This is a genomic window from Bradyrhizobium sp. AUGA SZCCT0105, assembly GCF_018129565.1.
Taxonomy (GTDB): domain Bacteria; phylum Pseudomonadota; class Alphaproteobacteria; order Rhizobiales; family Xanthobacteraceae; genus Bradyrhizobium.
In genome coordinates this window covers 686,254-712,225 of sequence record NZ_JAFCMK010000002.1, presented here as the reverse complement: position 1 = coordinate 712,225, position 25,972 = coordinate 686,254, and the positions used below count along the sequence as shown (strand labels likewise).

The following is a 25,972-nucleotide window of genomic DNA, read 5'->3' as shown; positions in this document are numbered from 1 at the left end:
ATCGATGCCGGTGCCGTTTGCCGACCTGCAACTGCAATACCAGTCCATCAAGGGCGAGATCGATGTCGCGATCGCCGGCGTGATCCGCGACAACGCCTTCATCCGCGGCAGCTATGTCGACGCCTTCGAGCGCGAATTCGCCGCGGCCGCGGAGGTCGCTCATTGCGTATCCTGTGCCAACGGCACCGATGCGCTTTACCTCGCCATGCGCGCGCTGAAGGTGAAGCCGGGCGACGAGGTGATCACGACGGCGCATTCCTGGATCTCGACTGCGGCGATGATCACCCATTCCGGTGCCACCGTCGTGTTCTGCGACACCGACGACGCAACGTTCACGATCGATCCGGCCGCGATCGAGGCCGCGATCACGCCGCGCACCGTCGGCATCATCCCGGTGCATCTGTACGGCCAGCCAGCGGACATGGACGCCATCATGGCGATCGCGCAGAAGCACAAGCTCTGGGTGATCGAGGATTGCGCCCAGGCCCATCTCGCGCGCTACAAGGGCCGCATGGTCGGCACGTTCGGCGAGGCCGCGACCTATTCATTCTACCCCGGCAAGAATCTCGGCGCGATGGGCGATGCCGGCGCTGTCGTCACCAATGACGCGGCGCTCGCCGAGCAGATGGCGATGCTGGCGCGCCACGGTGGGCTGGTGAAGCACCAACACCATATCGAGGGCGTCAACAGCCGGCTCGACGGCATGCAGGCTGCGATCCTCTCGGCCAAGCTGCCGCATCTCACCGCATGGACCGAAGCCCGGCAGGCAGCGGCCGAGGTCTACGACGCCGGCCTCAACCAGATCGAGGACGTCGTGGTGCCCGAAGTGGCGCCCGCGCGCAGCCACGTCTACCACCTCTACACGATCAGGCATCCGCGCCGCGACGCGCTCGCCGCGCATCTCAACGCCAATGGTGTGCAGACCGCGATCAACTACCCCACCGCGCTGCCATTCCTGCCGGCCTATGCACGGTTTGGCCACCGGCCGGAGCAATTTCCCAACGCCCATCGCGATCAGGGCCAGATTCTCTCGCTGCCGATCTTCGCCGAGATCACGCGCCAGCAGCAGGATGAGGTGATCGACCTGGTTCGCAAGTTCTGATCGCGCAGACGTCCTCGCACCGGGCGGAGGGCTCAGCTTCGCTGCAGCAGCGGCTTCAGGAATGCTTCCAGATTGGGGCCTGAGAACAGGTAGCCCCTCAGGCCCGCTGCGCGTGCAGCCTCGAGATCGGTCGGCTGATCACCGATCAGAAAGCTCCGTTCGACATCGACCGGAAAGCGCTCCAGCAGATCGGTGATCATGCCCGGCGACGGCTTGCGCCGGTGGCTGACCTGCCGATAGTGCTCAACGGTCCCTTCCGGATGGAACGGGCAATACTCGAAGGCGTCGATATGCGCGCCGATCTTGCCGAACTCGGCAGCCATCCAGTCGTGTAGCTCTTGGACGTGCGCCTCCTCATAGAGGCCTCTTGCCACGCCTGACTGGTTGGTCACGACGAATGCGAAATAACCAATGTCGTTGACGGCCTTCACCGCCTCGCGGGCGCCGTCGATCCAGATCAGCCTGTGGCTCTCGAACAGGTAACCTATATCCCGGTTCAGGACGCCGTCCCGATCGAAGAAAACCGCCGGCCGTCGCGGCTCACTTTCGGAAGCACTGCTCATGAGGTGATGATCCCGTCTCCACGAGGCATGAGCCAGCTCAATAGTTCACAATGCCGCGTGCGACAATGCGGACCGAGCATGCCCCGGGTGGCCTCAAGGCTATCGCTCGTCCGCAATCACCTTGCCATCGTTCGGCAGCGAGCCTGCGCCGACCAGCTCGACGGCGCCGCCAAGCTTTGTGACGGCACGCAGCGTGGCCGCAACTTCGTTCAGCAGGGCATCCGGCGCCGAAGCACATTCGGCTTTCAGCGTCATCGCGTCAGCCTCGCCGGCACGCGTGACCACGAGGCGCAGCCGTCCGAGCTCGGGATGGCGCTTGGCGATCTCCGCGATCTGCTCGGGGCGCACGAACATGCCCTTGACCTTGGTGGTCTGGTCGGCGCGGCCCATCCAGCCCTTGATGCGCATGTTGGTGCGTCCGCACGGGCTCGCGCCGGGCAGGGCGGCGGTCAGATCGCCGAGCGCGAGGCGGATCCACGGATGATGTGGATCGAGCGAGGTCACCACGATCTCGCCGACGTCACCGGGCGTAACGGGGTCGCCGGTGCCGGGCTTGACGATCTCCAGGATCAAATCCTCGTTGACCGTCATTCCCTCGCGCGCCGGCGTCTCGAACGCGATCAGGCCGAGATCGGCCGTGCCGAACGCCTGGTAGGCCTCGACGCCACGCGACTTCATCTCCTCCTGCAGCGATTTCGGAAAGGCGGCGCCGGAGACCAGAGCGCGCTTGATCGAGGACACGTCGCGGCCATCAGCTGCGGCAGCGTCGAGCAGGATCTTCAGGAAATCAGGTGTGCCGCTATAGCCGACCGGGCGATAGGCCTCGATAAGCTCGAATTGCTGCTCGGTATTCCCTGGGCCAGCCGGGATCACCGCGCAGCCGAGCGCCCGCGCGGAGGCGTCGAAGATGAAGCCGCCCGGGGTGAGGTGATAGCTGAAGGTGTTGAGAACCACGTCCCCTTCGCGAAAGCCGGCCGCAAACAGCGCCCGCGCCCCGCGCCAGGGGTCCGCCTGGCGGCCTTCGGGCTCGAAGATCGGTCCGGGCGAGGTGAACAGCCGGGCGAACGAGCCGGGCTTGTCGGCCACGAAGCCGCCGAAGGGCGGGGCGGCCTTGTGCAGGGCCGGCAGTTCCGATTTGCGCAGCACCGGCAGCCCCGCCAGCGCCTGCCGGCTGGTGATGGAGGCGGGATCGGTGCCCCGCAGCAGGTTGGCATAGGCGGGCGCTGCCATCGCCTTGCGCAGTACGTCCGGCAGCCGGGCGAACAGGGCGGCCTCGCGCTCGGCCGGATCGCGCGTTTCAAGGGCGTCGTAATGGTCGGTCATGGCGGGTCCTTGAGAGGATTTGCGCAGGTGGCGTGCCGGTCAGCCCGTGCTATCAGACGGGGACCGCTGACATTGGGACGGTTCCAGGGAGCACGATGGCTGAGGCAGAGAGCGTTGCGGCGGACGGGGCCGCCGACGTCGTCGCGAGGTTGAAGCGCCGCATCATCGACCAAGCCTTGCCGCTGTGGTCGACGGTCGGCTGGGACGGCAAGGCCGGTGGCTTTGTCGACCGGCTGCATCAGGATGGGACAGCCGACAACGCTGCGCCGCGCCGGCTGCTTGTGCAGGCGCGCCAGATCTATTGCTACGCCAAGGCGGCCCAGATGGGCTGGTATCCCGAGGGCCGCGCGATCGCGCTGAAAGGGCTGGACTACCTGCTGGCCAAGGCCAAGGCGCCGGATGGCCGGCCTGGCTTCGTCTTCAGCCTGACGCCGGACGGTGGCGTGCATGACCCGCTGCGCGACACTTACGGCCATGCCTTCGTCCTGCTCGCGCTGGCGACCGCCTATGGCCTCGATCAGGACGCCCAGATTCGCGCCGAGATCGACGCGCTGCTGTCGTTCCTCGACACCCAGCTGCGCTCGCCCCATGGCGGCTTCCAGGAGGGCCTGCCGCCGTCGATGCCGCGCCGGCAGAACCCGCAGATGCATCTGTTCGAGGCGATGATCGCCTGCTTCGACGCGACCCACGATTTGTCGTTCCAGAACCGCGCCGGCGACTTCTTCGCGCTGTTCCTGGCCAATCTCTACGACAAGCAGACGCACACCCTCGGCGAATATTTCGAGGAGGACTGGTCGAAGATCCCGCCGGTCAGCGTCGAGCCCGGGCACCTCGCGGAATGGGTCTGGCTGCTGAAGGGATTTGAACGGATCACCGGCTGCCCCACCGGGCGTCCGCGCGGCGAGCTCCTGGCCTCTGCGCTGCGCTATCGCGACGCCACCGGCTGCCTGATCGACGAGGGCGATGCCGAGGGCAACATCCGCCGCCACAGCAGGCGGCTGTGGCCGCAGAGCGAGCTGGCGAAGGCCTGGATCGCGCAGGCGGAGTCGGGCGAAGCTGGAGCGGCGGACGAGGCTCGCGCGGCGCTGGTGCTGCTGGAGCGGCACTATCTCAGCCATCCCGTGGCCGGCGGCTGGTACGACCAGTTCGACCGCGAAGGCGCTTCGCTGGTCGCCACGATCCCGGCGTCCTCGTTCTACCATGTGCTCTGCGCGGTCACTGAGGCCGAGCAGGTGCTCGGATAGAACCGCCTTCCTGGTCTGACGCGTTTTCTGCACACGCAACTCCGCCCGAAAACGCTCGATATCCTCACAGCCAGCGCTTGCGCCGCTTGAAGCTCTTCAGGTTCTTGAAGCTCTTGCGCTGGTCGCCGGCGCCACCGAGGTAGAATTCCTTGACGTCCTCATTGTCGCGCAGCTCGTCGGCGGAGCCGTCGAGCACCACCTTGCCCTGTTCCATGATGTAGCCATGACTCGCGACCGACAGCGCGGCGCGGGCGTTCTGCTCGACCAGCAGGATCGTGACGCCGAGATCGCGGTTGATCTCCTTGATGATCGCGAACACTTCCTTGACGAGCAGGGGTGACAATCCCATCGACGGCTCGTCCATCAGGATCATCTTCGGGCGCGCCATCAGCGCGCGGCCGATCGCGAGCATCTGCTGCTCGCCGCCGGAGAGGTAGCCGGCGAGGCCGGTGCGCTCCTTCAGGCGCGGGAAATATTTGAACACCATGTCGATATCGGCCGAGACCTCGCGGTCGCGCCGGGTGAAGGCGCCGAGCCGCAGATTCTCCAGCGACGTCATGTCGGCGACGATGCGGCGGCCTTCCATCACCTGGAAGATGCCGCGGCGGACAATCTTGTCCGGATCGATGCCGTTGATGCGCTGGCCCTCGAACAGGATCTCGCCGCGGGTGACTTCTCCGTCCTCGGTCTTGAGCAGGCCGGAGATCGCCTTCAGCGTGGTCGACTTGCCGGCGCCGTTGGCGCCGAGCAGCGCCACGATCGCGCCCTTCGGCACCTCGAGGCTGAGCCCGCGCAGCACCAGGATGACGTCGTCATAGACGACCTCGATATTGTTGACGCTGAGCAGTGGCGGCGGCGGGACGGCCGTCGGCACCGGGCGGGTGGCTGTTGCGGTTTCGCTCATGCTTCGATCACCTTCGACTGTCGCCACCCGCGAAGGCGGGTGGCCCAGTATCCCAGAGGCATCAGCGACCTCTCGAGAGGCCGCGGCGTACTGGATCCCCCGCTTTCGCGGGGGATGACGATTGTTGTCGAGGCTGCGCTGGTGGCAGCCTCACGGCCTCACCAGCCAAACCATTCCGGCTTGCGCGGCAGTTCGACGGTCTTCACCTTCTCGAGCTTGATCGTGCCCTTGCCCATCAGGTCGTTGATGTCGCCATCGGTCGCGCCGGAAACCTTGGCGCGATAGAGGTCGACCTTCGTCGTCGGGCGATGATCCTTCTCGGTCCAGTTCGATGGATTGCAGACGCCGTCCATGCCGGCCGGCACCCAGTCCTTCTTCTGGTAGAATCCCTTGGCGACGTTCTCGCCGGTGGCGCCGCCGTTCTTGGCGGCCCAATCCAGCGCTTCCTTCATGTAGAGCGCGCTGCAGACCGCGGCGATGTAGTGCACCGGGCGATAGACCTTGCCCGACGGATCGGACATCTTGGAAATCTCCATCACCGTCTTCATGCCGGGCGCATTGCCGCCCCAGCCGACCGCCGTGCGCAGCGGGAAGATCACGCCGTCGGCGGCATCGCCTGCGGTCTTGGCGGCATTCTCGTCCATGCCCCACACGTTGCTGAGGAACTGGACGTCGACGCCGGCGGTCTTGCAGGCCTTCATGACCGAGATGTTGGAAGCCGCGGTATTGCCGAGATAGGCGTAATTGGCGCCCGAGCTCTTCAGGCTCAGGCACTGCGCCGAGTAATCGCCGGGCGACAGCGCGAACACCAGCGGCGGCAGCACCTCGAAGCCGAGCTCGGTGGCGAGCGCCTCACCGGCGGCCTTCGGCGCGTTCGGATAGGGATGGTTGGCGCCCATGTGGACGAATTTGGGCTTGCCGGGCTTGCCCTTCGCCTTCCAGTCCTCGGCCGCCCAGGTCAGCTCGGCGCGCAACGCATCCGAGTAGCTCGGGCCGTAGAAGAAATTGTAAGGTGCGGGCTTGGCCTTGCCGCTGGTGCCTTCGGGATCGGTCAGCGCGGCGGCGTAGGAGCCCGACATGTCGGGGATCTTGTCCTGGGCGAGGAAGCCGGTCAGCGCCTCGGTGTCCGCCGTGCCCCAGCCCATGATCGCCGCGACCTTGGCGTCGGATGCCGACCACTTCTTGTACAGCGCGATCGCGCGCGGCACCTGGTAGCCATAGTCGTTGCTGTCGACGCTGAGCTGCTTGCCGCCGACGCCGCCGTTCTTGTTGACCCAGGCGAAGGTGTCGGCGACGCCCTGGCCATAGGGCGTGCCGACGTCGGAGGTGCCGCCCGAGAGGTCCTGCAGATGGCCGATGGCGATCTGCGCCTGCGCGGCGACTGCCGCGCTGCTGACCAGCAGCGCAAGCGAGACCGAGCTCAAAAGGGATCTAATCGTCATTGTTGTTTCCTCCTTTTATTCGTTGAACCGAATTTGAGTTGCTTCAAGTGTCAGTGCGAGAACGGGTAAAGCTTCCAGTAGGCCTTGATCTGCCGCCAGCGATGCGCGAGGCCATCCGGCTCGAACATCAAAAAGCCGATGATGATCAGGCCGATCGCGATCTCGCGCAGGAAGGTGATGTTGTTGTTGAGCTGCAGCGCCTTGTCGATCGCGCTGCCCTTCAGCCAGGCGCTCAGCCATTCCATCGATTCCGGCAGCAACACCACGAATGCCGTGCCCATCAGCGTGCCCATCACCGACCCGGTGCCGCCGATGATGACCATCGCCAGGAACAGCACCGAGCGTTCGATGCCAAAGCCTTCCTGGGAGACCACCAGCTGATAGTGCGCGTAGAGCGCGCCGGCGATGCCGGCAAAGAAGGCGGCCAGTCCGAACGACAGCGTCCGGCATTTGGTCAGGTTGATGCCCATGATCTCGGCGGAGAGATAGTGATCGCGGATCGCGACCAGCGCGCGGCCGTCGCGGGTGCGCATCAAATTGGTGACCAGCAGATAGCTGATCACCATGTAGGCGAGCACGACGTAGAAATACTGCCGGTCGCCGCGCAGCGTGTAGCCGAAGATCGAGAACGGGTTGGCGCTGGCCGGCACCGAGCCGCCCGAGAACCAGTCGGCGCGCGAGAAGAAGTCGAGCAGGATGTACTGCGCGGCGAGCGTTGCGATGACGAGGTAGAGCCCTTTCAGCCGTGCCGCCGGCACGCCGAACACCAGGCCGACCAGCGCCGTGATCACGCCGGCGAGGGGGATCGCGAAGAACACCGGGATCGGCGCATTGTTGGAGATGTAGGCCGAGGTGAAGGCGCCGAACAGGAAGAACGCGGCGTGGCCGATCGAGATCTGGCCGGTGAAGCCGACCAGCACGTTGAGGCCGAGCGCTGCGATCGCGAAGATGCCGATCTGGATTGCGATCGAGAGCAGGTAGTTCGACAGCAGCATCGGCGCGAAGCAGGCGAGCGCGATGCCCAGAATCGCGAAGTTACGGCTGGTCGCGGTCGGGAAGATCGTGGTGTCGGCCGCGTAGCTGGTGCGGAAATCGCCCGACGGGATGAGGGTGCTCGTTGCCATTGATCAGACCCGCTCGATGTCCTTGGTGCCGAACAGCCCGTACGGCTTGATCATCAGGATGATGATCAGGACGTAGAACGGCGCGATCTCGTACAGATTGCCCCAGTGCAGATATTCGCTGTCGACATACTGGGCGACGTTTTCCAGCAGCCCGATGATGATGCCGCCGAGCACCGCGCCGCCGACCGAGTCGAGGCCGCCGAGGATCGCGGCCGGAAACACCTTGATGCCGTAGGCGGAGAGGCCGGACGACACGCCGTTGACCACGGCGACCACGACGCCGGCGACCGCCGAGACCGTGGCCGAGATCGCCCATGCCATCGCGAACACGCTCTTCACGGAAATGCCGAGCGACTGCGCGACCTGCTGGTTGAAAGCGGTGGCGCGCATCGCCAGGCCGTACTTGGAGGCACGGAAGAACCAGGCCATGCCGACCATCATGGCGAGCGAGACCACGAGGCTCATGACATAGACGGTCTGGATCTGCAGCCCGAACAGGCTGACCGACTGGCTCTGGAATATCTGCGGGAACGGCTGCGGGTTGACGCCGAAGATCCATTTCAGCGCCGCCTGGAACACGGTCGAGAGGCCGATCGTCACCATGATCACGGAGATGATCGGTTCGCCGATCATCGGCCGCAGGATCACGACCTGGATCGCGATGCCGAAGATGAACATGAACACCAGCGTGATCGGCATGCCGACCCAGAATGGCACCTGATACTTCGTCAGCAGCGCCCAGCACACCCAGGCGCCGACCAGCAGCAATTCGCCCTGCGCGAAGTTGACGACCTGCGTCGCCTTGTAGATCAGCACGAACGACATCGCGACCACGCCGTAGAGCGTGCCGACCACGAGGCCATTGACGATCAGCTGGATCAGGAACTGGATGTTCATGGGGTGTTGCCAACCTTGCAGATCGTCATCGCCGGGCTTGACCCGGCGATCCATCGCGAATGAAGACCCTTGCGAAGGGGATGGATGCGCGGGTCAAGCCCGCGCATGACGACCGAATTCCCTGTGACCAGTTGTCTCATTCCGCAGCCTCCGCGATCGCGGCGCGGCCGAGATCGACGACCTCGAGCGTGGTGCGGACGCGCTGCGTGGTGCCGTCCTGGAAGCGGATCACGGTGTCGACGGGGATGTTGGCCTTGCCGCGGTAGATCGCCTCGATGATGTCGGCGTATTTCTCGTTGATCACGCCGCGGCGGACCTTTCGGGTTCGCGTCAGCTCGCCGTCGTCGGCATCGAGCTCCTTGTAGAGCAGCAGGAAGCGTGAGATGCGTTGCGCGGGCGGCAAGGTGGCGTTGACCGTCTCGACCTCTTTCTTCAACAGCGCGTAAACCTCGGGCCGCGAGGACAGGTCGGTATAGGTCGTGAACGAGATCCGGTTCTTCTCCGCCCATTTCGAGATGATCGAGTAGCGGATGCAGATCATTGCGGCGAGCGCGTCGCGGCCGGCGCCGAGCACGACGGCCTCGGCGACATAGGGCGAGAATTTCAGCTTGTTCTCGATAAATTGCGGCGAGAACCGCTCGCCGCGCGAGGTCTCGGCGAGATCCTTGATGCGGTCGATCACGACAAGCTGCCGGTCGTCGTTGTAGTAGCCGGCATCGCCCGAGTGCATCCAGCCGTCCTTGATGTCAGCGACCGATGCTTCGGGGTTCTTGTAGTAGCCGTGGAACATGTTGGGGTGCCGCACCACGATCTCGCCGACGCCGTTGATGTCGGCATTGTCGATGCGGATCTCGATGTTGTCGGCCATCGGCACGCCGGTGGTATCGGGATCGACCTTGCCTTCGGGATGCAGCGTGTAGGCGCCGAGCAGCTCGGTCTGGCCGTACAGCGTGCGCAGCGGCACGCCCATCGCCTGGAAGAACTTGAAGGTATCCGGCCCGAGCGCCGCGCCGCCAGTTGCAGCCGAACGCAGCCGCGTGAAGCCGAGCCGGTCGCGCAGTGCACGGAACAGGACCTGGTCGGCGAAGACAGAGCGCTTGCCTTCGGCGAGCGCCGCAAGCCCGGTCTTCATGCCGAGGTCGTAGAGCCGCTGCTTGAACGGCGAGGCATCCATCACGCCGGCGCGGACGTCGGCCGCGATCGATTCCCAGACCCGCGGCGCGAACAGCACGAAGGTCGGCGCGATCTCCCGGAAGTCGTTCATCATCGTGTCGGGCTCTTCGACGAAGTTGACCTTCATCCGGGAGAGCAGCGCTTTGCCCAGCGCGTAGATCTGCTCCATGATCCAGGGCAGTGGCAGCACCGAGACATATTCATCGTCCGGCCCCTTCGGATCGAAGGCGAGATAGGTCGCGCAGTGCCGCAGCACGCGCCCGGCCGAGAGCATCGCAAGCTTCGGATTGGCTGTTGTGCCCGAGGTGGTGCAGAGGATCGCGACGTCCTCACCACGTGTGGCATCGACCAGCCGCTCATACAGCCCGGGCTCGCGCGCGGCGCGATCGCGGCCCAGTGCGACGAGCTTGCCGGCCTCCATTAGCCGCGGATCGTCGTATTTGCGCATGCCGCGCGGGTCGGAATAGACGATGTGCTTGAGATTTGGCACGCGATCGGCAAGGCCGAGCAGCTTGTCGACCTGCTCCTCGTCCTCGGCGAACACGAGCTTGGCCTCGCCATAGGTCAGGAGGTAGGAAGCTTCCTCATCCAGCACGTCGCGGTAGAGGCCGAGGCTCATCGCGCCGATCGCGTGGCTGGCGATCTCGGCCGCGACCCAGTCCGGCCGGTTGTCGCCGATGATGCCGATCACGTCGCCGCGTCCAAGGCCGAGCTCGACCATGCCGAGCGCGAAATCATGAGTGCGGGTCTGGTAGTCGTTCCAGGTGAATTCGCGCCACAGCCCGAGATCCTTCTCGCGGAGCGCGATCTCGCCTCCGTGCTCCCTGGCGTTGAGACGCAGCATCTTGGGAAAGGTGTCGGCCTGCACGGCGCGACCGGCATAGTCCATCATGCCGCGCTCTCCCGCACCGCCGGCTTGTCGTCGGGATCGACCAGCACCTCGTCCTCTTCGCCGAGATAGGCGCGCTTGACGTGGGGGTCGGCGAGCACGGCGGCCGGATCGCCCTCGGCGATCTTGCGGCCGAAATCCAGTACCATGACGCGGTGGGAGATGTCCATCACGACACCCATGTCGTGCTCGATCATCATCACCGTCATGCCGAACTCTTCGTTGAGATCGACGATGTAGCGCGCCATGTCTTCTTTCTCTTCGAAGTTCATGCCGGCCATCGGTTCGTCGAGCAGGATCAGTTGCGGTTCAAGCGCCATCGCGCGGGCGAGCTCGACGCGCTTGCGCAAGCCGTAGGGCAGGGTGCCGGCGGTCGCCTTGCGCACCGACTGCAGATCGAGGAAGTCGATGATCTCCTCGACCTTGCGGCGGTGCTCCAGCTCCTCGCGGCGCGCGCCGGTCAGCCAGTACAGCGATCCCGTGATGAAGTTGTTCTTCAAGAGGTGATGGCGGCCGACCATGATGTTGTCGAGCACGCTCATATGGTGGAACAGCGCGAGATTCTGGAAGGTCCGGCCGATGCCGAGACGAGGCCGAGCGTTCGGGGTGAGGCCGGTAATGTCCTGGCCGCGATAGAACAACTGGCCCTCGGTCGGCCGGTAGCGGCCGGAGATGCAGTTGACGATCGAGGTCTTGCCGGCGCCGTTCGGGCCGATGATGGAGAACAGCTCGCCCTCGTTGACGCCGAAGCTGACCTCGGTCAGCGCGCGGACGCCGCCAAAGCGCAATGAGACTCCGCGCACCTCGAGACTGTTGGCCACCCTGTTCCCTCCAGATACGGGCGCTTTGGCGCGCTCTTTATCTTCGCTTCGATCTGACTTCGATCTTACATGGGCCGCCGGAGTGAGACCATCCGACTAATGAAGCCGGCGTTCGGGAGCATCGCTCGCCCCGATCGCCTGCGTCATGCGCGGTAACGCCGCACCCCGCCTGCAAGCCCGTCTCTCGCGTCGTCCGCGGTCAGCGATCCATCAAGGCGCTGCACGCGGCGTTAGGCGAGGTGGCTCTGAATACGAGAAAGCGATAGGTTGAATTGTCATGTGCCCGACATTTGGTCAGGAATTTTCGCTGGCATTCCAGGCCTCGGGCTACTGGCTTCGCGCACGGCGTTGCTGCGGTGCAATATCGTGTCAGTATCTTGGTCAGTGTCTTTGGGGTGGGATGCCGTCGCCAGAATGATTGCTGCTGATTACCTCAAGCGCATCGCGGCCTGGTCGCGCGAACTGAGCGAGCAAGAGATCGAAATCGCGCGCGCCGGCATTTCCGAGAAGTCTTACCGCGCCAACGAATTCATCTTCATGCGCGGCGACAATTTCCAGTACTGGACCGGCATTGTCACCGGGCTGGCGCGGATGGGCATCGTCTCGCGCGGCGGCAAGGCCGCGAGCTTCGCGGGCCTCACCGCCGGCGCCTGGTTCGGCGAGGGCACCGTGCTCAAGAACGAGCTGCGGCGCTACGACGTGGTCGCGCTGCGCGACACGCGCCTCGCGATGATGGATCGCCGGACCTTCGTCTGGCTGTTCGAGAACAGCGTCGGCTTCAACCGCTTCCTGGTGGGACAGCTCAACGAGCGGCTCGGCCAGTTCATCGCGCTGCTCGAATATGGCCGCACGCTGGACGCCACCGCGCGGCTGGCGCGCTCGATCGCCTCGCTGTTCAATCCGATTCTCTACCCCGAGCTCACCTTGCACCTGGAGATCACCCAGGAGGAGATCGGGGCGCTGTCGGGTATCTCCCGGCAGAACGCCAACCAGTGCCTGAAGCGGCTCGAGCGCGAGGGCCTGTTGCGGCTCGAATATGGCGGGGTGACGATCATCGAGCTCGACCGGCTGCGCCACTACGGGGAGTGACCGGCTCCGCGCCGAACGACGCCACTTTTCGAGGCTCTAAAGTCCTGATTTCAAACGATTAAGCCATTAGACTTGAAGCAGGCCGGATGCTACAGACCGGCCTCGTCGGGACCGCGCGGTTTTCGCGCTCTCTGGAGATGACATGGCGGTTAAGAATTCGGCGGCTCAGGACTCAAAGCGGCGCGTTGCGCTGATCACCGGCATCACCGGGCAGGACGGCGCGTATCTCGCCGAATATCTGCTTGGTCTCGGCTATACCGTGCACGGCATCAAGCGCCGGTCGTCCTCGTTCAACACCGCGCGGGTCGACCATCTCTACCAGGATCCGCACGCCGGCAACGTGCCGTTCCTGATGCACTACGGCGACATGACCGATTCGACCAATCTGATCCGGCTGGTGCAGCAGATCCGGCCGACCGAGATCTACAACCTCGCCGCCCAGAGCCACGTCCAGGTCAGTTTCGAGAGCCCGGAATACACCGCCAACGCCGACGCCATCGGCGTGCTGCGCCTTCTGGAGGCGATCCGCATCCTCGGCATGGAAAAGGAGACCCGGTTCTACCAGGCCTCGACCTCGGAGCTGTACGGCCTCGTGCAGGAGGTGCCGCAGAAGGAGACCACGCCGTTCTATCCGCGTTCGCCCTACGGTGTCGCCAAGCTCTACGGCTACTGGATCACGGTGAACTACCGTGAGGCCTACGGCATGTTCGCCAGCAACGGCATCCTGTTCAACCATGAGAGCCCGATCCGCGGCGAGACCTTCGTGACGCGCAAGATCACCCGTGCCGTCGCCCGCATCGAGGTCGGGCTGGAGAGGAAGCTCTATCTCGGCAATCTCGATGCCAAGCGCGACTGGGGTCACGCCCGCGACTATGTCGAGGGCATGCACAAGATCCTGCTGGCGGACGAGCCCGGCGACTTCGTGCTCGCCACCGGCGAGACGCGCTCGGTCCGCGAGTTCGTCGAGCTGGCATTTGCCGAGGTCGGCCGCAGCATCGAATGGCGCGGCAAGGGCGTCGAGGAGATCGGCGTCGACAAGGCGACCGGCAACACCCTGGTGCAGATCGACCCGGTCTATTTCCGTCCGACCGAGGTCGATCTTCTGATCGGCGACGCCAGCAAGGCGCGCGCCAAGCTCGGCTGGAGGCCGAAGACGCCGTTCGCGCAACTGGTGAAGGAAATGGTCGCCAGCGATCTCCTCGAGGCCAGGCAGGATGCGGCCAATGGCAAGCACGGCGTTTGAACTGAAGGGCAAGTCGGTTTTCGTTGCCGGCCATCGCGGTATGGTCGGCTCGGCGCTGATGCGCCGGCTGGCGCGCGAACAGGCCGATCTGCTGACCGTGGCGCGCGGCGAGGTCGATTTGCGCGACCAGGCCGCGGTCAATGCCTGGTTTGCCGCGAAGCGGCCGCAGGCCGTGTTCCTCGCCGCCGCCAAGGTCGGCGGCATCGTCGCCAACAACACGCTGCGGGCGGAATTCCTCTACGACAATCTGGCGATCTCGAGCAACGTGATCCAGGCGGCCCACGCCAACGGGTGCGAGAAGCTGTTGTTCTTCGGCTCGTCCTGCATCTATCCGCGCCTCGCGCCGCAGCCGCTGCGCGAGGATTCGATGCTGACCGGCGCGCTGGAGCCGACCAACGAGCCCTATGCCATCGCCAAGATCGCCGGCATCAAGATGGCCGAGGCCTATCGCAGCCAGTATGGCGCCGATTTCATCAGCGTGATGCCGACCAATCTGTACGGTCCCGGCGACAATTATCATCCCGAATACAGCCACGTCGTCGCCGCGCTGATCCGCCGCTTCCACGAGGCCAAGGTCTCCGGCGCCGGCAGCGTCGTCGTGTGGGGCACCGGCACGCCGCGCCGCGAATTCCTCTATGTCGACGATCTCGCCGACGCCTGCATCCACCTGATGAAGACCTATTCCTCGCCGGAGCTGGTCAATATCGGCACCGGCGAGGACATCACCATCGCCGAATTCGCCCGCGTGGTCGCCGCTACCGTCGGCTATCGCGGTGAGATCAGCTTCGACACCTCGCGTCCCGACGGTACGCCGCGCAAGCTGCTCGACGTCAGCCGGCTCGCCAGGCTCGGCTGGCGCGCCGCGACCTCACTCGAGGATGGCATCAAGCTCGCCTATCAGGCCTATCTGAACGAGACCAAGCAGGCGGCGGAGTAGAATTCGACTACTTCCACGCCGTCATTGCGAGCGCAGCGAAGCAATCCATCACGCCGCTCCGGAGAAATGGATTGCTTCGTCGCTTCGCTCCTCGCAATGACGCTTATGGCAACTACTTCGCCGTCGCGCGCGGCGGCGTCTTCGACAGCGCCGTCGCCATCGCCGAGATCAGCGGCTTCATGAAGAACGCATCGTTCGCCGGGTAGATGTCGGTGGATAGGCCGTAGGCCTTTAGCTCGTCCGACACCACCGGCCCGACGGAGGCGATCGGGGTCTGCTGCAAGCCCTCGCGCAATTGCGCCTCGCAGCGATGCGCCTGGGCCACCTCGATTAGGCGACGAACCTGACCCGAACTGGTCAGTGCGATGGCATCGATGCGGCCTTGCGCCATCTCCTCGATCGCGGTCACGATGTTGGCGTCGGCGGCTTGCGCGTCATAGACATAGGGCAGCACCGTATCGACCTCGGCGCCCTGCGCCTTGATCGCGCCAATCAGCGTGGCGTGATCCTTGTCCGGATAGAGCTGCAGGCCGAGCCGATGACCGCTCAGGTCGAGCTTCGACAGCATCTCGGCGACGCCTTCCGAGGTCGGCTTCTCCGTCGTCATTTGTGGCTCCAGGGCGATCTCGCGCAGCGCGCGGCCGGGCTTGGGGCCGCGGGCGAATTTGCGCGCCTTGCCGAGGCCCGTGACAAACTCCGCCTCGACCCCGATCCGGCGCACCACCTTCATCAGCCGGCGCAGGCCTTCGCCGGTCATCAGCACGAGGTCGTCGAGCGGCCGCTCGATCGCACGGCGAATCCAGGCCTCGATCGGCGCGGGATCCGGCGCGTCGTGGATGGTGAACATCGGGCACTGCAGCACGTCGGCGCCCTGCTCGGCGAGCAGGCGGGAAAACTGCGCCTCCTCGCGCGTTTCGAGGATCAGGATGCGGTAGCCGTTCAGCCGGTCAGCCATGATGGTCCCTAACAAACATTGTCGTCATTTGTTCGATTTGACCCCCGCGCCGGGATTGGCGCAAGGCCGCCTGCGGTGTAGACGGAGGCCGAAAATGAACGTTCCACGCATCTGCTCAAGCTTTGGTCAATTGGCATGCCCGACCATCAATTCGTTCTGACCCTGTCCTGTCCGGATCGACCGGGGATCGTCTCTGCGGTCTCGACGTTCCTGGCGCATAACGGCCAGAACATTCTGGACGCCCAGCAATTCGACGACATTGAGACCGGCAAGTTCTTCATGCGCGTGGTGTTCACCGCGGCCGATCTTGCGGTGGAGCTGGCTGCGCTGCAAACCGGCTTTACTGCGATTGCCGAACGCTTCGGCATGGAATGGCAGATGCGTGATCGCGCCAGCCGCCGCCGGGTGATGCTGCTGGTGTCCAAGTCCGATCACTGCCTGGTCGACATCCTCTATCGCTGGCGCACCGGCGAGCTCGAGATGATCCCGACCGCCATCGTCTCCAACCATCCGCGCGAGAGCTACGGTTCGCTCGATTTCGGCGATATTCCGTTCCACCATCTGCCGGTGACCAAAGAGACCAAGCGGCAGCAGGAAGACGCGGTGTGGAAGCTCGCCCAGGACACCAACACCGATCTCGTGGTGCTGGCCCGCTACATGCAGATCCTGTCGGACGAGATGTCGGCGCGGCTGTCCGGCCGCTGCATCAACATCCATCATTCCTTCCTGCCGGGCTTCAAGGGCGCCAAGCCCTACCACCAGGCGCATGAGCGCGGCGTCAAGCTGATCGGCGCCACCGCGCATTACGTCACCAGCGATCTCGACGAGGGGCCGATCATCGACCAGGACGTCGAGCGGATCAGCCATCGCGACACGCCCGAGGATCTCGTGCGCAAGGGCCGCGACATCGAGCGTCGCGTGCTGGCGCGGGCGATCCGCTACCATCTCGCCGACCGCGTCATCCTCAACGGGCGCAAGACCGTGGTGTTCGTGGACTGATCCGCCGTTCACCCGGTTGTCGTGCTGACGGCCATGGTGTCGCCCTGCATCGAGGTGCTGCATGAAACTCATCCACATGAGCGACATCCATCTGACGGCGCCGGGGCGGACGATCTTCGGCCGTGATCCTCTGCTGAACCTCGAGCGTGCGCTCGACCATGTGCTTGCCGATCATCGCGATGCCGAGCTCATGGTGATCTCGGGTGATCTTTCCGATCTCGGTGACCTCGCCGACTATCAATTGCTGCGCGAACGCCTGAGCCGGTTTCCGATGCCTGTGCGGCTTTGTATCGGCAACCACGACCATCGCGAGACGTTTCTCGGCGCGTTTCCCGAATGCGCCGACGCGGACGGTTTCGCGCAGGGCGTTCACGACGCTTCGTTCGGCCGTTGCCTGCTCCTCGATACCTACGAGCCGGAGACGGCCGCCGGCAGTTTCTGCGAGAGGCGGCAGGCCTGGCTGGAGCGGCAGCTATCGGAGCATGACGGTCCGTTCTTCCTGTTCATGCATCACAATCCAATCCCGACGCATATCGCCCCGGTGGACCGGATCGGCCTGCTCGACGATGCTGCGTTCCGGTCGATCGTCGCGAAGCACCGGAGCAAGATCCGGCACATCTTCTTCGGTCACTGCCACATGGTGCTGAGCGGTTCGGTTGCCGGTGTCCCCACGACCTCGCTGCGCGGAACGAACCATGCCAGCTATCCCGTGTTCGCGGAGGTCTTGACCGTCGCCGATCTGCCGGAGTCCTATGGCGTCGCGTTCATCGGCGCGGACTACGTCACCGTGCATATGGTGGAGTTCGGCTATCGCGGCGACATCCTCAGCGAGGATTCGCCCAGCCAGGCAGTCATTGGGTAGCGTTCTGCGCCGGCGCCGCCGGCTTGGCGTCGTCGCCGCGCTCGGCCGCCGGCATCAGGCGCTTGCGTTCCCGCTCCTGCATGAACTTGTCGTATTCGGGGGTGCCCGCCCGCGGCGGCGCGTCTGCGGGCAGGCCGCCGGCCCAGGCCGGAATGGTGTCGGCCATGCCGGCCGAAACCTTTTGGTTCACGGTGCTGCACCCCCCGAGCGCGCAGGCCGCGAGCGCGAGGGCAGTCAGGACAGGGATGTGGCGTGTGAGGATCGGCATTGGCGGCAGCATACAGCCCTGGTCTTTATGGATGATGATCTCAGGCGCGACCGTTCGGCTGCAATTGTGCTTGTTTGTTGACATTGCAGATTGATTTGTACGATCGTACAAATCAATCGAGCCAACGGAGGCCTGAGCGCGCGAGTTCGGTTCTTGTGGGGCGTTGAGTTTCGGGGAATGATTCTGGTATCCTGATACTTGTTTCCGCGGCGGGCCAAATCGCAGCGCGCGCGACCCACGCCCATCGTCCGATTGACAGAGGGCGCGGGGAAACGCCTTGTCGCGTTACGGCTCGGCCGTGACTTGGTTGGGCTAGGGTAACGCAAGGGCCGGGGACTCGGCTCGACGCAGAACACTGGAAGGGGGAGGGATGTCGATGTTCAATCGTCGCAAAATGTTGCTGTGGGGCGCCGCTTCGGCCGTGCTTCCGGGTTTGTGCGCCAGCGTGCCGGCGCGGGCGGACGACGCCGTCAAGATCGGCCTGATCCTGCCGATGACCGGCGGCCAGGCCTCGACCGGCAAGCAGATCGATAACGCGATCAAGCTCTACATGCAGCAGAAGGGCGACACCGTCGCCGGCAAGAAGATCGAGATCATCCTGAAGGACGATGCCGCGGTGCCCGACAACACCAAGCGGCTCGCGCAGGAACTGATCGTCAACGACAAGGTCAGTTTCATTGCCGGCTTCGGCGTGACGCCCGCGGCGCTCGCCGCGGCGCCGCTGGCGACGCAGGCCAAGATTCCGGAAGTCGTGATGGCTGCCGGCACCTCGATCATCACCGAGCGCTCGCCCTATATCGTGCGCACCAGCTTCACGCTGGCGCAGTCCTCCACCATCATCGGCGACTGGGCGGTCAAGAACGGCATCAAGAAGGTCGCGACGCTGACCTCCGACTACGCGCCGGGCAATGACGCGCTGACCTTCTTCAAGCAGCACTTCACCGCCGGCGGCGGCGAGATCGTGGAAGAGGTCAAGGTGCCGCTCGCCAATCCGGATTTCGCGCCGTTCCTGCAGCGCATGAAGGATGCCAAGCCCGACGCGATGTTCGTGTTCGTGCCGGCCGGGCAGGGCGGCAACTTCATGAAGCAATATGCCGAGCGCGGGCTCGACAAGAGCGGCATCAAGGTGATCGGTCCCGGCGACGTCATGGACGACGACCTGCTCAACAACATGGGCGATGCCGCGCTCGGCGCGGTGACCGCGCATCTCTATTCGGCGGCGCATCCGTCCGCGATGAACAAGGATTTCGTCGCCGCCTACAAAAAGGCATACGGCAACCGCCCGGGCTTCATGGCGGTCAGCGGCTATGACGGCATCCATCTGATCTACGAGGCGCTGAAGAAGACGGGCGGCGCGACCGACGGCGACAGACTGATCGAGGCGATGAAGGGCATGAAGTGGGAGAGCCCGCGCGGTCCGATCTCGATCGATCCTGAAACCCGCGACATCGTGCAGAACATCTATATCCGCAAGGTCGAGAAGGTCGATGGCGAGCTCTACAACGTCGAGTTCGCGACCTTCGAGGCCGTCAAGGATTCCGGCAAGACCAAGAAGTGACGCGCGAAAGCGCCGCCTTCCTCCACGTCATGGCCGGGACCAGCCGGCCATGACGATCCAGTTGACGTGGTGTCCTTTGCGTCCTCTCGGTTAAGCTGACTTCATGGCCTCTATCCTCACCAACTTGTTCGACGGCGTCGCCTACGGCATGCTGCTGTTCGTGCTGGCCTGCGGGCTTGCGGTGACGCTCGGGCTGATGAACTTCGTCAACCTCGCGCACGGCGCCTTTGCGATGGCCGGCGGCTATATCTGCGCCGTGCTGGTCAACAATTCCGGCTGGCCGTTCTTCGCAGGCCTGCCGCTCGCCTTTGTCGGAAGCGCTGTGATCGGCGTCGCGCTGGAGCGCACGCTGTACCGCCATCTCTATAGGCGCAGCCATCTCGATCAGGTGCTGTTCTCGATCGGTTTGGTGTTCATGTCGGTCGCGGCGGTCGACTACATCATGGGATCGTCGCGGGTCTTCATCAAATTGCCGGCGGCGCTGGAAGGCCAGATCGACCTGTTCGGCGTCGGCATCGGGCGTTACCGGCTGATGATCGTCGTGATCTGCGGCCTGCTGACGCTGGCGCTGCAGCTGATCCTCGCCAAGACACGGTTCGGCAGCCGCCTGCGCGCCGCGGTCGACGATCCGCGCGCCGCGATCGGGCTCGGCATCAACGTGCCGCAGGTGTTCGCCTTCACCTTTGCCTTCGGCTGCGGCCTCGCCGGGCTCGGCGGCGCGCTGAGCGCGGAGATCCTCGGGCTCGATCCGTACTTCCCGCTCAAATTCATGATCTACTTCCTGATCGTCGTCACCGTCGGCGGCTCTTCCTCGATCACCGGACCGTTCCTGGCATCGCTGCTGCTCGGCATCGCCGACGTCGCCGGCAAATATTACGTGCCCAAGGTCGGCCCCTTCGTGATCTACACCGTGATGATCGTGATCCTGCTCTGGCGCCCGAACGGCCTGTTCGGCCGCACCGCGGCGCGGTGAGGCGGGTATGACCGCGCTGTCCGACGTCTCCACCCACGCGATGGCCAGCGCGCGCTGGCGGATCAGCGAGGTCGCGTTCTGGGTGCTGGCGCTCGCCTGCGCGTTCCTGTTCCCGTCGCGCTATCTGATCATGACCGACATTGTGCGGCTCGGCCTGTTCGCGCTCTCGCTCGACCTGATCCTCGGCTATGCCGGCATCGTCTCGCTCGGCCATGCAGCGTTCTTCGGCGTCGGCGCCTATTCGGCCGGGCTGCTGGCGCTGCACGGCATCATCAACGAGCCCGTCATCGCGCTGGTCGCCGCCGGCCTCGTTGCGGCGGTGCTCGGCTTCCTGACCAGCTTCCTCGTCATCCGCGGCGTCGACCTGACCCGGCTGATGGTAACGCTCGGCATCGCGCTGCTGCTGGAAGCGCTCGCCGAACGCTTCTCGGACATCACCGGCGGCACCGACGGCCTGCAGGGCATCGAGATGCAGCCGATCCTCGGACTGTTTGCCTTCGACATGTTCGGCAAGACCGGATTGTTCTACTCGCTGATCGTGCTGTTCGTCCTGTTCCTGTTTGCCCGTCGCGTGGTGCATTCGCCGTTCGGCCTTTCGCTGCGCGCGATCAGGAACAATCCGCTGCGCGCGGCCGCAATCGGCATACCCGTCAACCGCCGCCTGATCGCGATCTATACGCTTGCTGCCTTCTATGCCGGGATCGCCGGCGCGCTGTTCACCCAGACCACGGCGCTGGCCTCGCTCGACGTGTTTTCCTTCGAGCGCTCCGCCGATTTGATGCTGGTGCTCGTGATCGGCGGCACCGGCTATCTCTATGGCGGCCTGATCGGCGCCGTCGTGTTCAAGATGCTGCAGGAGCTGTTTCAGAGCATCACCCCGCAATACTGGCTGTTCTGGATCGGCCTCGTGCTGGTTGTGATCGTGATGGTCGGCCGCGCGCGTATCCATCGCTGGGTGCTGTTCGTGCCGAACCTGATCATCCGCCAATTCGCCGGCCGCAAGGCCGCCGTTGCCATGCCCGAGGGCGACGCGCCATGACGATCGCGCTCGAAACCCGCGGCCTCGAGAAATCCTTCGGCGGGCTTCGCGTCACCCGCGACCTCTCGCTGAAGGTGATGCAGGGCGCCCGCCACGCGCTGATCGGACCGAACGGCGCCGGCAAGACCACCGTCATCAATCAGCTCACCGGCGTGCTGACGCCGAACCGCGGACAAATCCTGCTCGAAGGCAGCGACATCACCGGCCTCTCCGTGCACAAGCGGGTGCTGCGTGGGCTATCGCGCACCTTCCAGATCAACCAGCTCTATGCCGATTTGACCCCGCTCGAAACCATCGGGCTTGCGGTCTCCGAACGGATGGGCCGCGGCGGCGACTGGTGGCGGCGGATGGGAACGCGTAGCGACGTCAATGCCGAGATCGCCGAGATCCTGTCGCGCTTCCATCTGCTCGACGTGATGACCGAGCTCACCTCGACATTGCCCTACGGCAAGCAGCGCCTGCTCGAGATCGCGGTCGCAATCGCCGCCAGGCCGCGGGTGCTGCTGCTCGATGAGCCCGCCGCCGGCGTACCCGAAAGCGAGCGCCATGATATCCTGGCGGCGGTCGCGGCATTGCCGCGCGACGTCACCGTGCTGCTGATCGAGCACGACATGGATCTGGTGTTCTCCTTCGCCGACCGCATCTCGGTGCTGGTCAATGGCGGCCTGCTCACCGAGGGCGCGCCCGACGAGGTCGCGCGCGATCCGCAGGTGAGGGCGGTCTATCTCGGCGAGGCGGCCGATGCCTGACCTGCTCTCCATCAAGGGCTTGCGCGCCGGATATGGCGAGGCGGTGGTGCTGCCCGACATGTCGCTGGCGCTCGCCGAGGGCCAGGTGCTCGCGCTGCTCGGCCGCAACGGCACCGGCAAGACCACGCTGATCAATTCGATCGTCGGCATCGTCAGGCGCCTCAGTGGCAGCGTCGCGCTTGCGGGCGAGGACATCACGGCACTGCGGCCCGACCAGCGCGCCCGCGCCGGGATCGGCTGGGTGCCGCAGGAGCGCAACATCTTCCGCTCGCTGACGGTGGAGGAGAACATGACCGCGGTGGCGCAGCCCGGTCCGTGGACGGTCGAGCGGGTGTACGAGATGTTTCCGCGGCTGAAGGAGCGGCGCGGCAATTTCGGCAACCAGCTGTCGGGTGGCGAGCAGCAGATGCTGGCGATCGGTCGCGCGCTGACCTTGAACCCGAAAGTGCTGCTGCTCGACGAGCCGACCGAAGGCCTCGCGCCGATCATCGTTGAGGAATTGTTAAAGGCGATCGGAACCATCACGCGCTCGGGTGGCATCTGTTCGATCATCGTCGAGCAGAATGCACAAAAGATTCTCGGGCTCGCCGACCGCGTTGTGATATTGGAACGCGGAACGATCGTGCACGATGCCGCAAGCAGCGCGCTGAAGGCCGATCCCTCCGTCCTCGAGCGCCATCTCGGCGTCGCTGGGACCAAAAAACACTGACGCCCTCAGGGAGTTCACCATGCAGCGAACCAAGCCACCGTTCCGCGCCGACGAGGTCGGCAGCCTGTTGCGTCCGCCGAAGATCAAGGAAGCTCGCGCCAGGCTGGAGAAGGGCGAGATCTCGGCCGACGAGCTGTGCAAGATCGAGGACATGGAGATCGAGAAGGTCGTGCACAAGCAGGCCTCGGTCGGCCTGAAGCTTGCGACCGACGGCGAGTTCCGCCGCTCCTGGTGGCACTTCGATTTCCTCAGCCATCTGACCGGCTGCGAGCTGTTCCACCCCGACATGGGCATCCAGTTCGCGGGCGTGCAGACCCGGCACGACGCCATCCGGGTGATCGGCAAGCTCGACTTCTCCGATCATCACCCGATGCTCGATCACTTCAGGTTCCTGAAGAAGTACGCCGACCAGGCGCATGTCACCCCGAAGATGACGATCCCGTCGCCGGCGGTGCTGCACTTCCGCGGCGGCCGCAAGCTGATCTCGAAGGAGGTCTATCCCGATCTCGAGGAGTTCTACCAGGACCTCGGCAAGACCTATCGCAAGGCGGTGAAGGCGTTCTACGACGCCGGTTGCCGTTACCTGCAATTCGACGACACGGTGTGGGCCTATCTGTGCTCGCAGGAGGAATTGCAGAAGTCGCGCGACCGCGGCGACAATCCCGATGGCCTGCAGGAGATCTATGCCCGCGTCATCAACTACGCGATCGCCGATCGTCCGTCCGACATGGTGATCACGACGCATGTCTGCCGCGGCAATTTCCGTTCGACCTGGATTTCCTCCGGTGGCTACGAGCCGGTCGCCGAGACCATGCTGGCCGGTACCAATTACGACGGCTACTTCCTCGAATATGATTCCGATCGTGCCGGCGGCTTCGAGCCGCTGCGCTTCCTCCCCAAGGGCAACAAGGTCGTTGTGGTCGGCGTCATCACCTCGAAGTTCGGCGAGCTCGAGAAGAAGGACGACATCAAGCGGCGGCTGGAGGAGGCATCGAAGTTCGCCCCGATCGAGCAGCTTGCTCTGTCGCCGCAATGCGGCTTCGCCTCGACCGAGGAGGGCAACATCCTCTCCGAGGAAGAGCAGTGGGCCAAGCTGCGGCTCGCGGTCGAGGTCGCGAACGAGGTGTGGGGGAAGTAACTCCCGTCGTATCCTCGCGTCATTGCGAGGAGCGCTAGCGACGAAGCAATCCATCTTTCCAGTTGTGGAGGTATGGATTGCTTCGCTTCGCTCGCAATGACGGGGAGAGAGCTCTGTTTCACTGCTCCGCTAGATAGACCTCGCCGAGCAGCGAGGAGTTCGACCACGGCACCTGCTTGCCCTTGGTCGCGGCGACGACTTCGGCGCGGACCCGCGTCAGCATCTGCTGCACCTCGAGGCCGGGCGTACCGACATGGCGCGACAGCGCCGCCGAGAACGGGCTGTTGGCGCCTTCGCCGTCGAGCGCGACCTGGCCCGGCGCGGTCGCGAACGCGATCAGCGTGCCGGCGCCAAGCGTCGAGCCTGATCCGAGCGAGGCGGGCGCGGCAAGGCCGGAGCCGGCTTCGATGCCGCGGCTCGGGCCTGTTGATGCCACCTGTGGCGCCATCGGATTGTTGCGGCAGGCATCGAGGATCAAAATGTTGGTGCGGATCTGATCGTCGAGGCCGGCCATGATGGTGTCCATGTCGACCATCGCGTCGGTCATGCGGCCGCCGGCCTTGAACTCGATATCGACCGGCACGAGGTAGTTGCGGCCGTCGACCTGCACGCCGTGACCGGCGTAGTAGACCACGGCGATCTGCGACCGCGCCGCCTCGCGCAGGAAGTCATGGATCGTCGTTTGCATCGCGTCGCGATCGAGATCGAGACCTTCCGAGACGGTGAAGCCGATGTCGCGCAGGCTCTTGGCGATGGCGCGGGCATCGTTCGGTGGATTGGGCAGCGCCTTCACATGCGCATAGGCGCCGTTGCCGATCACCAGCGCGACGCGCCGGCCGGTTGCTGCGGCCTGCACGCGTGCCGCGGGTGCGGCCGGAGCTGCTGCCGCGGGCGCCGGCGGTGCGGGCGCAGGGCTGCTTTCGGCGGCAGGCGCCGCCGCGGTCTTGCGCGGGGCTGCATCGGCTTCCTTGAGCAGTGCGAGCCGCACCTTGGCGGTGGCCTGGTTGGCCTTGCTGCCGGCATCGGAGGCCTGGCCCTCGAGCACCGAGGCGTAGTCTTCTTTGGCGTGCGCAGCATCGCCCTTGGCCTCATAGGCGAGGCCGCGCTGGGTGTAGGCCGAGATCAAGACGCTGCCGGGCGGCGTCATGATGTTGGCGGGCGCCTTCGCCTTCGCGAGCCGGATCGCTTCCGAGGTATCCGCAATCGCGCGCGCGATGTCGCCCTTGGCGCGCCAGATCACGGCGCGGCTGATCAGCGGCTGCGGCAGCGACGGGTCGATCCTGACGGCCTCGTTGATGTCGGCGAGCGCGCCGTCGAGATCGCCGAGCGCCTGCTTCGAGGCGCCGCGGTTCTGATAGGAGAACGCCGACTTCGGACCGGCCTTGATCGCGGCGTCGTAGTCGGCGATCGCCTTGGCGTAATCGCCCTTGCCGCGATAGGCATTGCCGCGGTTGTGAAAGATGATGCCGCTCGGCGGCCCTATGCGCAGCGCGTCGTTGAAGTCGGCGATCGCGATGTCGTACTCGCCCTTGTCGTAATAGGCCGAGCCACGCAAATTGTAGACCGCAGTGCTTGGCTTCAGGCGCAGCGCCTCGGTGGCGTCAGCGATCACCTGGGCGTAGTTGCCTTTCTTGTTCCAGCCCACCGCGCGCCAGAAGTAGATGGTCGCGAGCTTCTCGCCGGAAAACACCTTCAACGCGATGATCTTGGTGCAGGCGTCGATCATCTGGTCGGCCGGCGTGGTGTCGGTCGTGCAGAGTGGGCCGAGCTGGGAGCGCGCCTGGGCGAAGCAGGGCGCCGACCACAGGATGGCCGCGAGCAGGCAGGGGATCAGGAGCAGGCGGCGCATCGATCATCCAGGGGTAGGGCCGTCACGGTGGTCGGCGGCGGCGAGGCGGTCCAAGAGGCTATCCATGACTGTTTGGTGATCGGCCGTGGAGGGGGGTTCAACTGGTGGGAAAATGGTGGTAA

24 protein-coding genes are annotated in these 25,972 nt (G+C 64.9%); 13 read left to right on the top strand and 11 right to left on the bottom strand.

Annotated features, from left to right (window positions below; all coding sequences use genetic code 11):
- The first annotated feature begins 4 nt into the window (after positions 1-4).
- The gene (locus tag JQ573_RS12455) at positions 5-1,102 is read left to right on the top strand and encodes a DegT/DnrJ/EryC1/StrS aminotransferase family protein (RefSeq protein ID WP_212310158.1); all 1,098 of its coding nucleotides are present in this window, start codon (positions 5-7) and stop codon (positions 1,100-1,102) included.
- 32 nt (positions 1,103-1,134) lie between these two features.
- On the opposite strand, the gene JQ573_RS12450 is transcribed toward JQ573_RS12455, so the two are convergent.
- Together JQ573_RS12450 and JQ573_RS12445 are read right to left on the bottom strand one after the other, a co-directional pair.
- On the bottom strand, positions 1,135-1,665 hold the full coding sequence (locus JQ573_RS12450) for an HAD family hydrolase (protein WP_212310157.1): 531 nt from the start codon (positions 1,663-1,665) through the stop codon (positions 1,135-1,137).
- 99 nt (positions 1,666-1,764) lie between these two features.
- Positions 1,765-2,988 carry a phenylacetate--CoA ligase family protein gene (locus JQ573_RS12445; RefSeq protein WP_212310156.1) on the bottom strand — a complete coding sequence of 408 codons (1,224 nt, stop codon included), beginning with the start codon at positions 2,986-2,988 and terminating at the stop codon, positions 1,765-1,767.
- 95 nt (positions 2,989-3,083) lie between these two features.
- Between JQ573_RS12445 and JQ573_RS12440 the strand changes: the two genes are divergently transcribed.
- A complete protein-coding gene (locus JQ573_RS12440; protein ID WP_212310155.1) occupies positions 3,084-4,232 on the top strand; it encodes an AGE family epimerase/isomerase in 1,149 nt (382 codons plus the stop codon).
- 64 nt (positions 4,233-4,296) lie between these two features.
- Here the strand turns inward: JQ573_RS12440 and JQ573_RS12435 are convergent, their stop codons facing one another.
- From JQ573_RS12435 to JQ573_RS12410, 6 genes are all read right to left on the bottom strand, one after another.
- Positions 4,297-5,136, bottom strand: a complete 840-nt coding sequence (locus JQ573_RS12435) for an ABC transporter ATP-binding protein (RefSeq protein ID WP_212310154.1) — start codon at positions 5,134-5,136, stop codon at positions 4,297-4,299.
- 158 nt (positions 5,137-5,294) lie between these two features.
- Positions 5,295-6,578, bottom strand: coding sequence for an ABC transporter substrate-binding protein (locus tag JQ573_RS12430; RefSeq protein WP_212310153.1), 1,284 nt, complete (start codon positions 6,576-6,578; stop codon positions 5,295-5,297).
- Between the two features lie 50 nt (positions 6,579-6,628).
- Positions 6,629-7,702, bottom strand: coding sequence for a branched-chain amino acid ABC transporter permease (locus JQ573_RS12425; RefSeq protein WP_212310152.1), 1,074 nt, complete (start codon positions 7,700-7,702; stop codon positions 6,629-6,631).
- A 3-nt stretch (positions 7,703-7,705) separates the two neighbouring features.
- Complete coding sequence (locus tag JQ573_RS12420; protein WP_092115511.1) at positions 7,706-8,599, bottom strand: branched-chain amino acid ABC transporter permease; 894 nt, start codon at positions 8,597-8,599, stop codon at positions 7,706-7,708.
- A 136-nt stretch (positions 8,600-8,735) separates the two neighbouring features.
- Positions 8,736-10,664, bottom strand: coding sequence for a long-chain fatty acid--CoA ligase (locus JQ573_RS12415; protein WP_212310151.1), 1,929 nt, complete (start codon positions 10,662-10,664; stop codon positions 8,736-8,738).
- On the bottom strand, positions 10,661-11,482 hold the full coding sequence (locus JQ573_RS12410; protein ID WP_106328397.1) for an ABC transporter ATP-binding protein: 822 nt from the start codon (positions 11,480-11,482) through the stop codon (positions 10,661-10,663). The genes JQ573_RS12415 and JQ573_RS12410 overlap by 4 nt, the downstream gene beginning before the upstream one ends.
- 414 nt (positions 11,483-11,896) lie before the next feature.
- Here JQ573_RS12410 and JQ573_RS12405 point away from each other — a divergent pair, with 414 nt between their 5' ends.
- The 3 genes from JQ573_RS12405 (at position 11,897) to JQ573_RS12395 (ending at position 14,751) form a co-directional block, all read left to right on the top strand.
- Entirely contained in the window at positions 11,897-12,571 is a 675-nt protein-coding gene (locus JQ573_RS12405) for a Crp/Fnr family transcriptional regulator (protein ID WP_092115508.1), read from the top strand.
- A 142-nt stretch (positions 12,572-12,713) separates the two neighbouring features.
- Positions 12,714-13,814 (top strand): GDP-mannose 4,6-dehydratase, encoded by a 1,101-nt coding sequence (gene gmd, locus JQ573_RS12400; RefSeq protein ID WP_212310150.1) that lies wholly within the window; start codon positions 12,714-12,716, stop codon positions 13,812-13,814.
- On the top strand, positions 13,795-14,751 hold the full coding sequence (locus JQ573_RS12395) for a GDP-L-fucose synthase (RefSeq protein WP_283815074.1): 957 nt from the start codon (positions 13,795-13,797) through the stop codon (positions 14,749-14,751). Before gmd ends, JQ573_RS12395 begins: the two co-directional genes overlap by 20 nt.
- Positions 14,752-14,863: 112 nt before the next feature.
- On the opposite strand, the gene JQ573_RS12390 is transcribed toward JQ573_RS12395, so the two are convergent.
- Positions 14,864-15,706 carry a uroporphyrinogen-III synthase gene (locus JQ573_RS12390; RefSeq protein WP_212310149.1) on the bottom strand — a complete coding sequence of 281 codons (843 nt, stop codon included), beginning with the start codon at positions 15,704-15,706 and terminating at the stop codon, positions 14,864-14,866.
- 135 nt (positions 15,707-15,841) lie between these two features.
- On the opposite strand from JQ573_RS12390, the gene purU reads away from it, so the two are divergent.
- Together purU and JQ573_RS12380 are read left to right on the top strand one after the other, a co-directional pair.
- Positions 15,842-16,705, top strand: a complete 864-nt coding sequence (gene purU, locus JQ573_RS12385) for a formyltetrahydrofolate deformylase (RefSeq protein ID WP_212310148.1) — start codon at positions 15,842-15,844, stop codon at positions 16,703-16,705.
- A 61-nt stretch (positions 16,706-16,766) separates the two neighbouring features.
- Positions 16,767-17,567, top strand: a complete 801-nt coding sequence (locus JQ573_RS12380; RefSeq protein ID WP_212310147.1) for a phosphodiesterase — start codon at positions 16,767-16,769, stop codon at positions 17,565-17,567.
- On the opposite strand, the gene JQ573_RS12375 is transcribed toward JQ573_RS12380, so the two are convergent.
- Positions 17,557-17,757: a hypothetical protein gene (locus tag JQ573_RS12375; RefSeq protein WP_371821781.1), complete on the bottom strand. Its 201-nt coding sequence runs from the start codon at positions 17,755-17,757 to the stop codon at positions 17,557-17,559. The genes JQ573_RS12380 and JQ573_RS12375 overlap by 11 nt on opposite strands.
- A 454-nt stretch (positions 17,758-18,211) precedes the next feature.
- Between JQ573_RS12375 and JQ573_RS12370 the strand changes: the two genes are divergently transcribed.
- The 6 genes from JQ573_RS12370 (at position 18,212) to JQ573_RS12345 (ending at position 24,001) form a co-directional block, all read left to right on the top strand.
- Complete coding sequence (locus tag JQ573_RS12370) at positions 18,212-19,393, top strand: ABC transporter substrate-binding protein (protein WP_212310145.1); 1,182 nt, start codon at positions 18,212-18,214, stop codon at positions 19,391-19,393.
- A gap of 103 nt (positions 19,394-19,496) precedes the next feature.
- Positions 19,497-20,366 (top strand): branched-chain amino acid ABC transporter permease, encoded by an 870-nt coding sequence (locus tag JQ573_RS12365; RefSeq protein WP_212310144.1) that lies wholly within the window; start codon positions 19,497-19,499, stop codon positions 20,364-20,366.
- 7 nt (positions 20,367-20,373) lie between these two features.
- Positions 20,374-21,405, top strand: a complete 1,032-nt coding sequence (locus JQ573_RS12360; protein ID WP_212310143.1) for a branched-chain amino acid ABC transporter permease — start codon at positions 20,374-20,376, stop codon at positions 21,403-21,405.
- Positions 21,402-22,154 carry an ABC transporter ATP-binding protein gene (locus JQ573_RS12355; protein ID WP_212310142.1) on the top strand — a complete coding sequence of 251 codons (753 nt, stop codon included), beginning with the start codon at positions 21,402-21,404 and terminating at the stop codon, positions 22,152-22,154. Before JQ573_RS12360 ends, JQ573_RS12355 begins: the two co-directional genes overlap by 4 nt.
- Positions 22,147-22,863 carry an ABC transporter ATP-binding protein gene (locus JQ573_RS12350; protein ID WP_212310141.1) on the top strand — a complete coding sequence of 239 codons (717 nt, stop codon included), beginning with the start codon at positions 22,147-22,149 and terminating at the stop codon, positions 22,861-22,863. The genes JQ573_RS12355 and JQ573_RS12350 overlap by 8 nt, the downstream gene beginning before the upstream one ends.
- Before the next feature lie 19 nt (positions 22,864-22,882).
- Positions 22,883-24,001 carry a cobalamin-independent methionine synthase II family protein gene (locus JQ573_RS12345; protein WP_212310140.1) on the top strand — a complete coding sequence of 373 codons (1,119 nt, stop codon included), beginning with the start codon at positions 22,883-22,885 and terminating at the stop codon, positions 23,999-24,001.
- A gap of 118 nt (positions 24,002-24,119) precedes the next feature.
- Here JQ573_RS12345 and JQ573_RS12340 read toward each other — a convergent pair whose 3' ends face one another.
- Positions 24,120-25,850 carry a caspase family protein gene (locus tag JQ573_RS12340; RefSeq protein ID WP_212310139.1) on the bottom strand — a complete coding sequence of 577 codons (1,731 nt, stop codon included), beginning with the start codon at positions 25,848-25,850 and terminating at the stop codon, positions 24,120-24,122.
- Positions 25,851-25,972: the final 122 nt, after the last annotated feature.

Bases quoted from the DNA above. Each gene is read 5' to 3' on its own strand.
- JQ573_RS12455 (WP_212310158.1), top strand. From the start codon at position 5: ATGCCGGTGCCGTTTGCCGACCTGCAACTGCAATACCAGTCCATCAAG.
- JQ573_RS12450 (WP_212310157.1), bottom strand. From the start codon at position 1,665: ATGAGCAGTGCTTCCGAAAGTGAGCCGCGACGGCCGGCGGTTTTCTTC.
- JQ573_RS12445 (WP_212310156.1), bottom strand. From the start codon at position 2,988: ATGACCGACCATTACGACGCCCTTGAAACGCGCGATCCGGCCGAGCGC.
- JQ573_RS12440 (WP_212310155.1), top strand. From the start codon at position 3,084: ATGGCTGAGGCAGAGAGCGTTGCGGCGGACGGGGCCGCCGACGTCGTC.
- JQ573_RS12435 (WP_212310154.1), bottom strand. From the start codon at position 5,136: ATGAGCGAAACCGCAACAGCCACCCGCCCGGTGCCGACGGCCGTCCCG.
- JQ573_RS12430 (WP_212310153.1), bottom strand. From the start codon at position 6,578: ATGACGATTAGATCCCTTTTGAGCTCGGTCTCGCTTGCGCTGCTGGTC.
- JQ573_RS12425 (WP_212310152.1), bottom strand. From the start codon at position 7,702: ATGGCAACGAGCACCCTCATCCCGTCGGGCGATTTCCGCACCAGCTAC.
- JQ573_RS12420 (WP_092115511.1), bottom strand. From the start codon at position 8,599: ATGAACATCCAGTTCCTGATCCAGCTGATCGTCAATGGCCTCGTGGTC.
- JQ573_RS12415 (WP_212310151.1), bottom strand. From the start codon at position 10,664: ATGATGGACTATGCCGGTCGCGCCGTGCAGGCCGACACCTTTCCCAAG.
- JQ573_RS12405 (WP_092115508.1), top strand. From the start codon at position 11,897: ATGATTGCTGCTGATTACCTCAAGCGCATCGCGGCCTGGTCGCGCGAA.
- gmd (WP_212310150.1), top strand. From the start codon at position 12,714: ATGGCGGTTAAGAATTCGGCGGCTCAGGACTCAAAGCGGCGCGTTGCG.
- JQ573_RS12395 (WP_283815074.1), top strand. From the start codon at position 13,795: ATGGCAAGCACGGCGTTTGAACTGAAGGGCAAGTCGGTTTTCGTTGCC.
- JQ573_RS12390 (WP_212310149.1), bottom strand. From the start codon at position 15,706: ATGGCTGACCGGCTGAACGGCTACCGCATCCTGATCCTCGAAACGCGC.
- purU (WP_212310148.1), top strand. From the start codon at position 15,842: ATGCCCGACCATCAATTCGTTCTGACCCTGTCCTGTCCGGATCGACCG.
- JQ573_RS12380 (WP_212310147.1), top strand. From the start codon at position 16,767: ATGAAACTCATCCACATGAGCGACATCCATCTGACGGCGCCGGGGCGG.
- JQ573_RS12370 (WP_212310145.1), top strand. From the start codon at position 18,212: ATGTTCAATCGTCGCAAAATGTTGCTGTGGGGCGCCGCTTCGGCCGTG.
- JQ573_RS12365 (WP_212310144.1), top strand. From the start codon at position 19,497: ATGGCCTCTATCCTCACCAACTTGTTCGACGGCGTCGCCTACGGCATG.
- JQ573_RS12360 (WP_212310143.1), top strand. From the start codon at position 20,374: ATGACCGCGCTGTCCGACGTCTCCACCCACGCGATGGCCAGCGCGCGC.
- JQ573_RS12355 (WP_212310142.1), top strand. From the start codon at position 21,402: ATGACGATCGCGCTCGAAACCCGCGGCCTCGAGAAATCCTTCGGCGGG.
- JQ573_RS12350 (WP_212310141.1), top strand. From the start codon at position 22,147: ATGCCTGACCTGCTCTCCATCAAGGGCTTGCGCGCCGGATATGGCGAG.
- JQ573_RS12345 (WP_212310140.1), top strand. From the start codon at position 22,883: ATGCAGCGAACCAAGCCACCGTTCCGCGCCGACGAGGTCGGCAGCCTG.
- JQ573_RS12340 (WP_212310139.1), bottom strand. From the start codon at position 25,850: ATGCGCCGCCTGCTCCTGATCCCCTGCCTGCTCGCGGCCATCCTGTGG.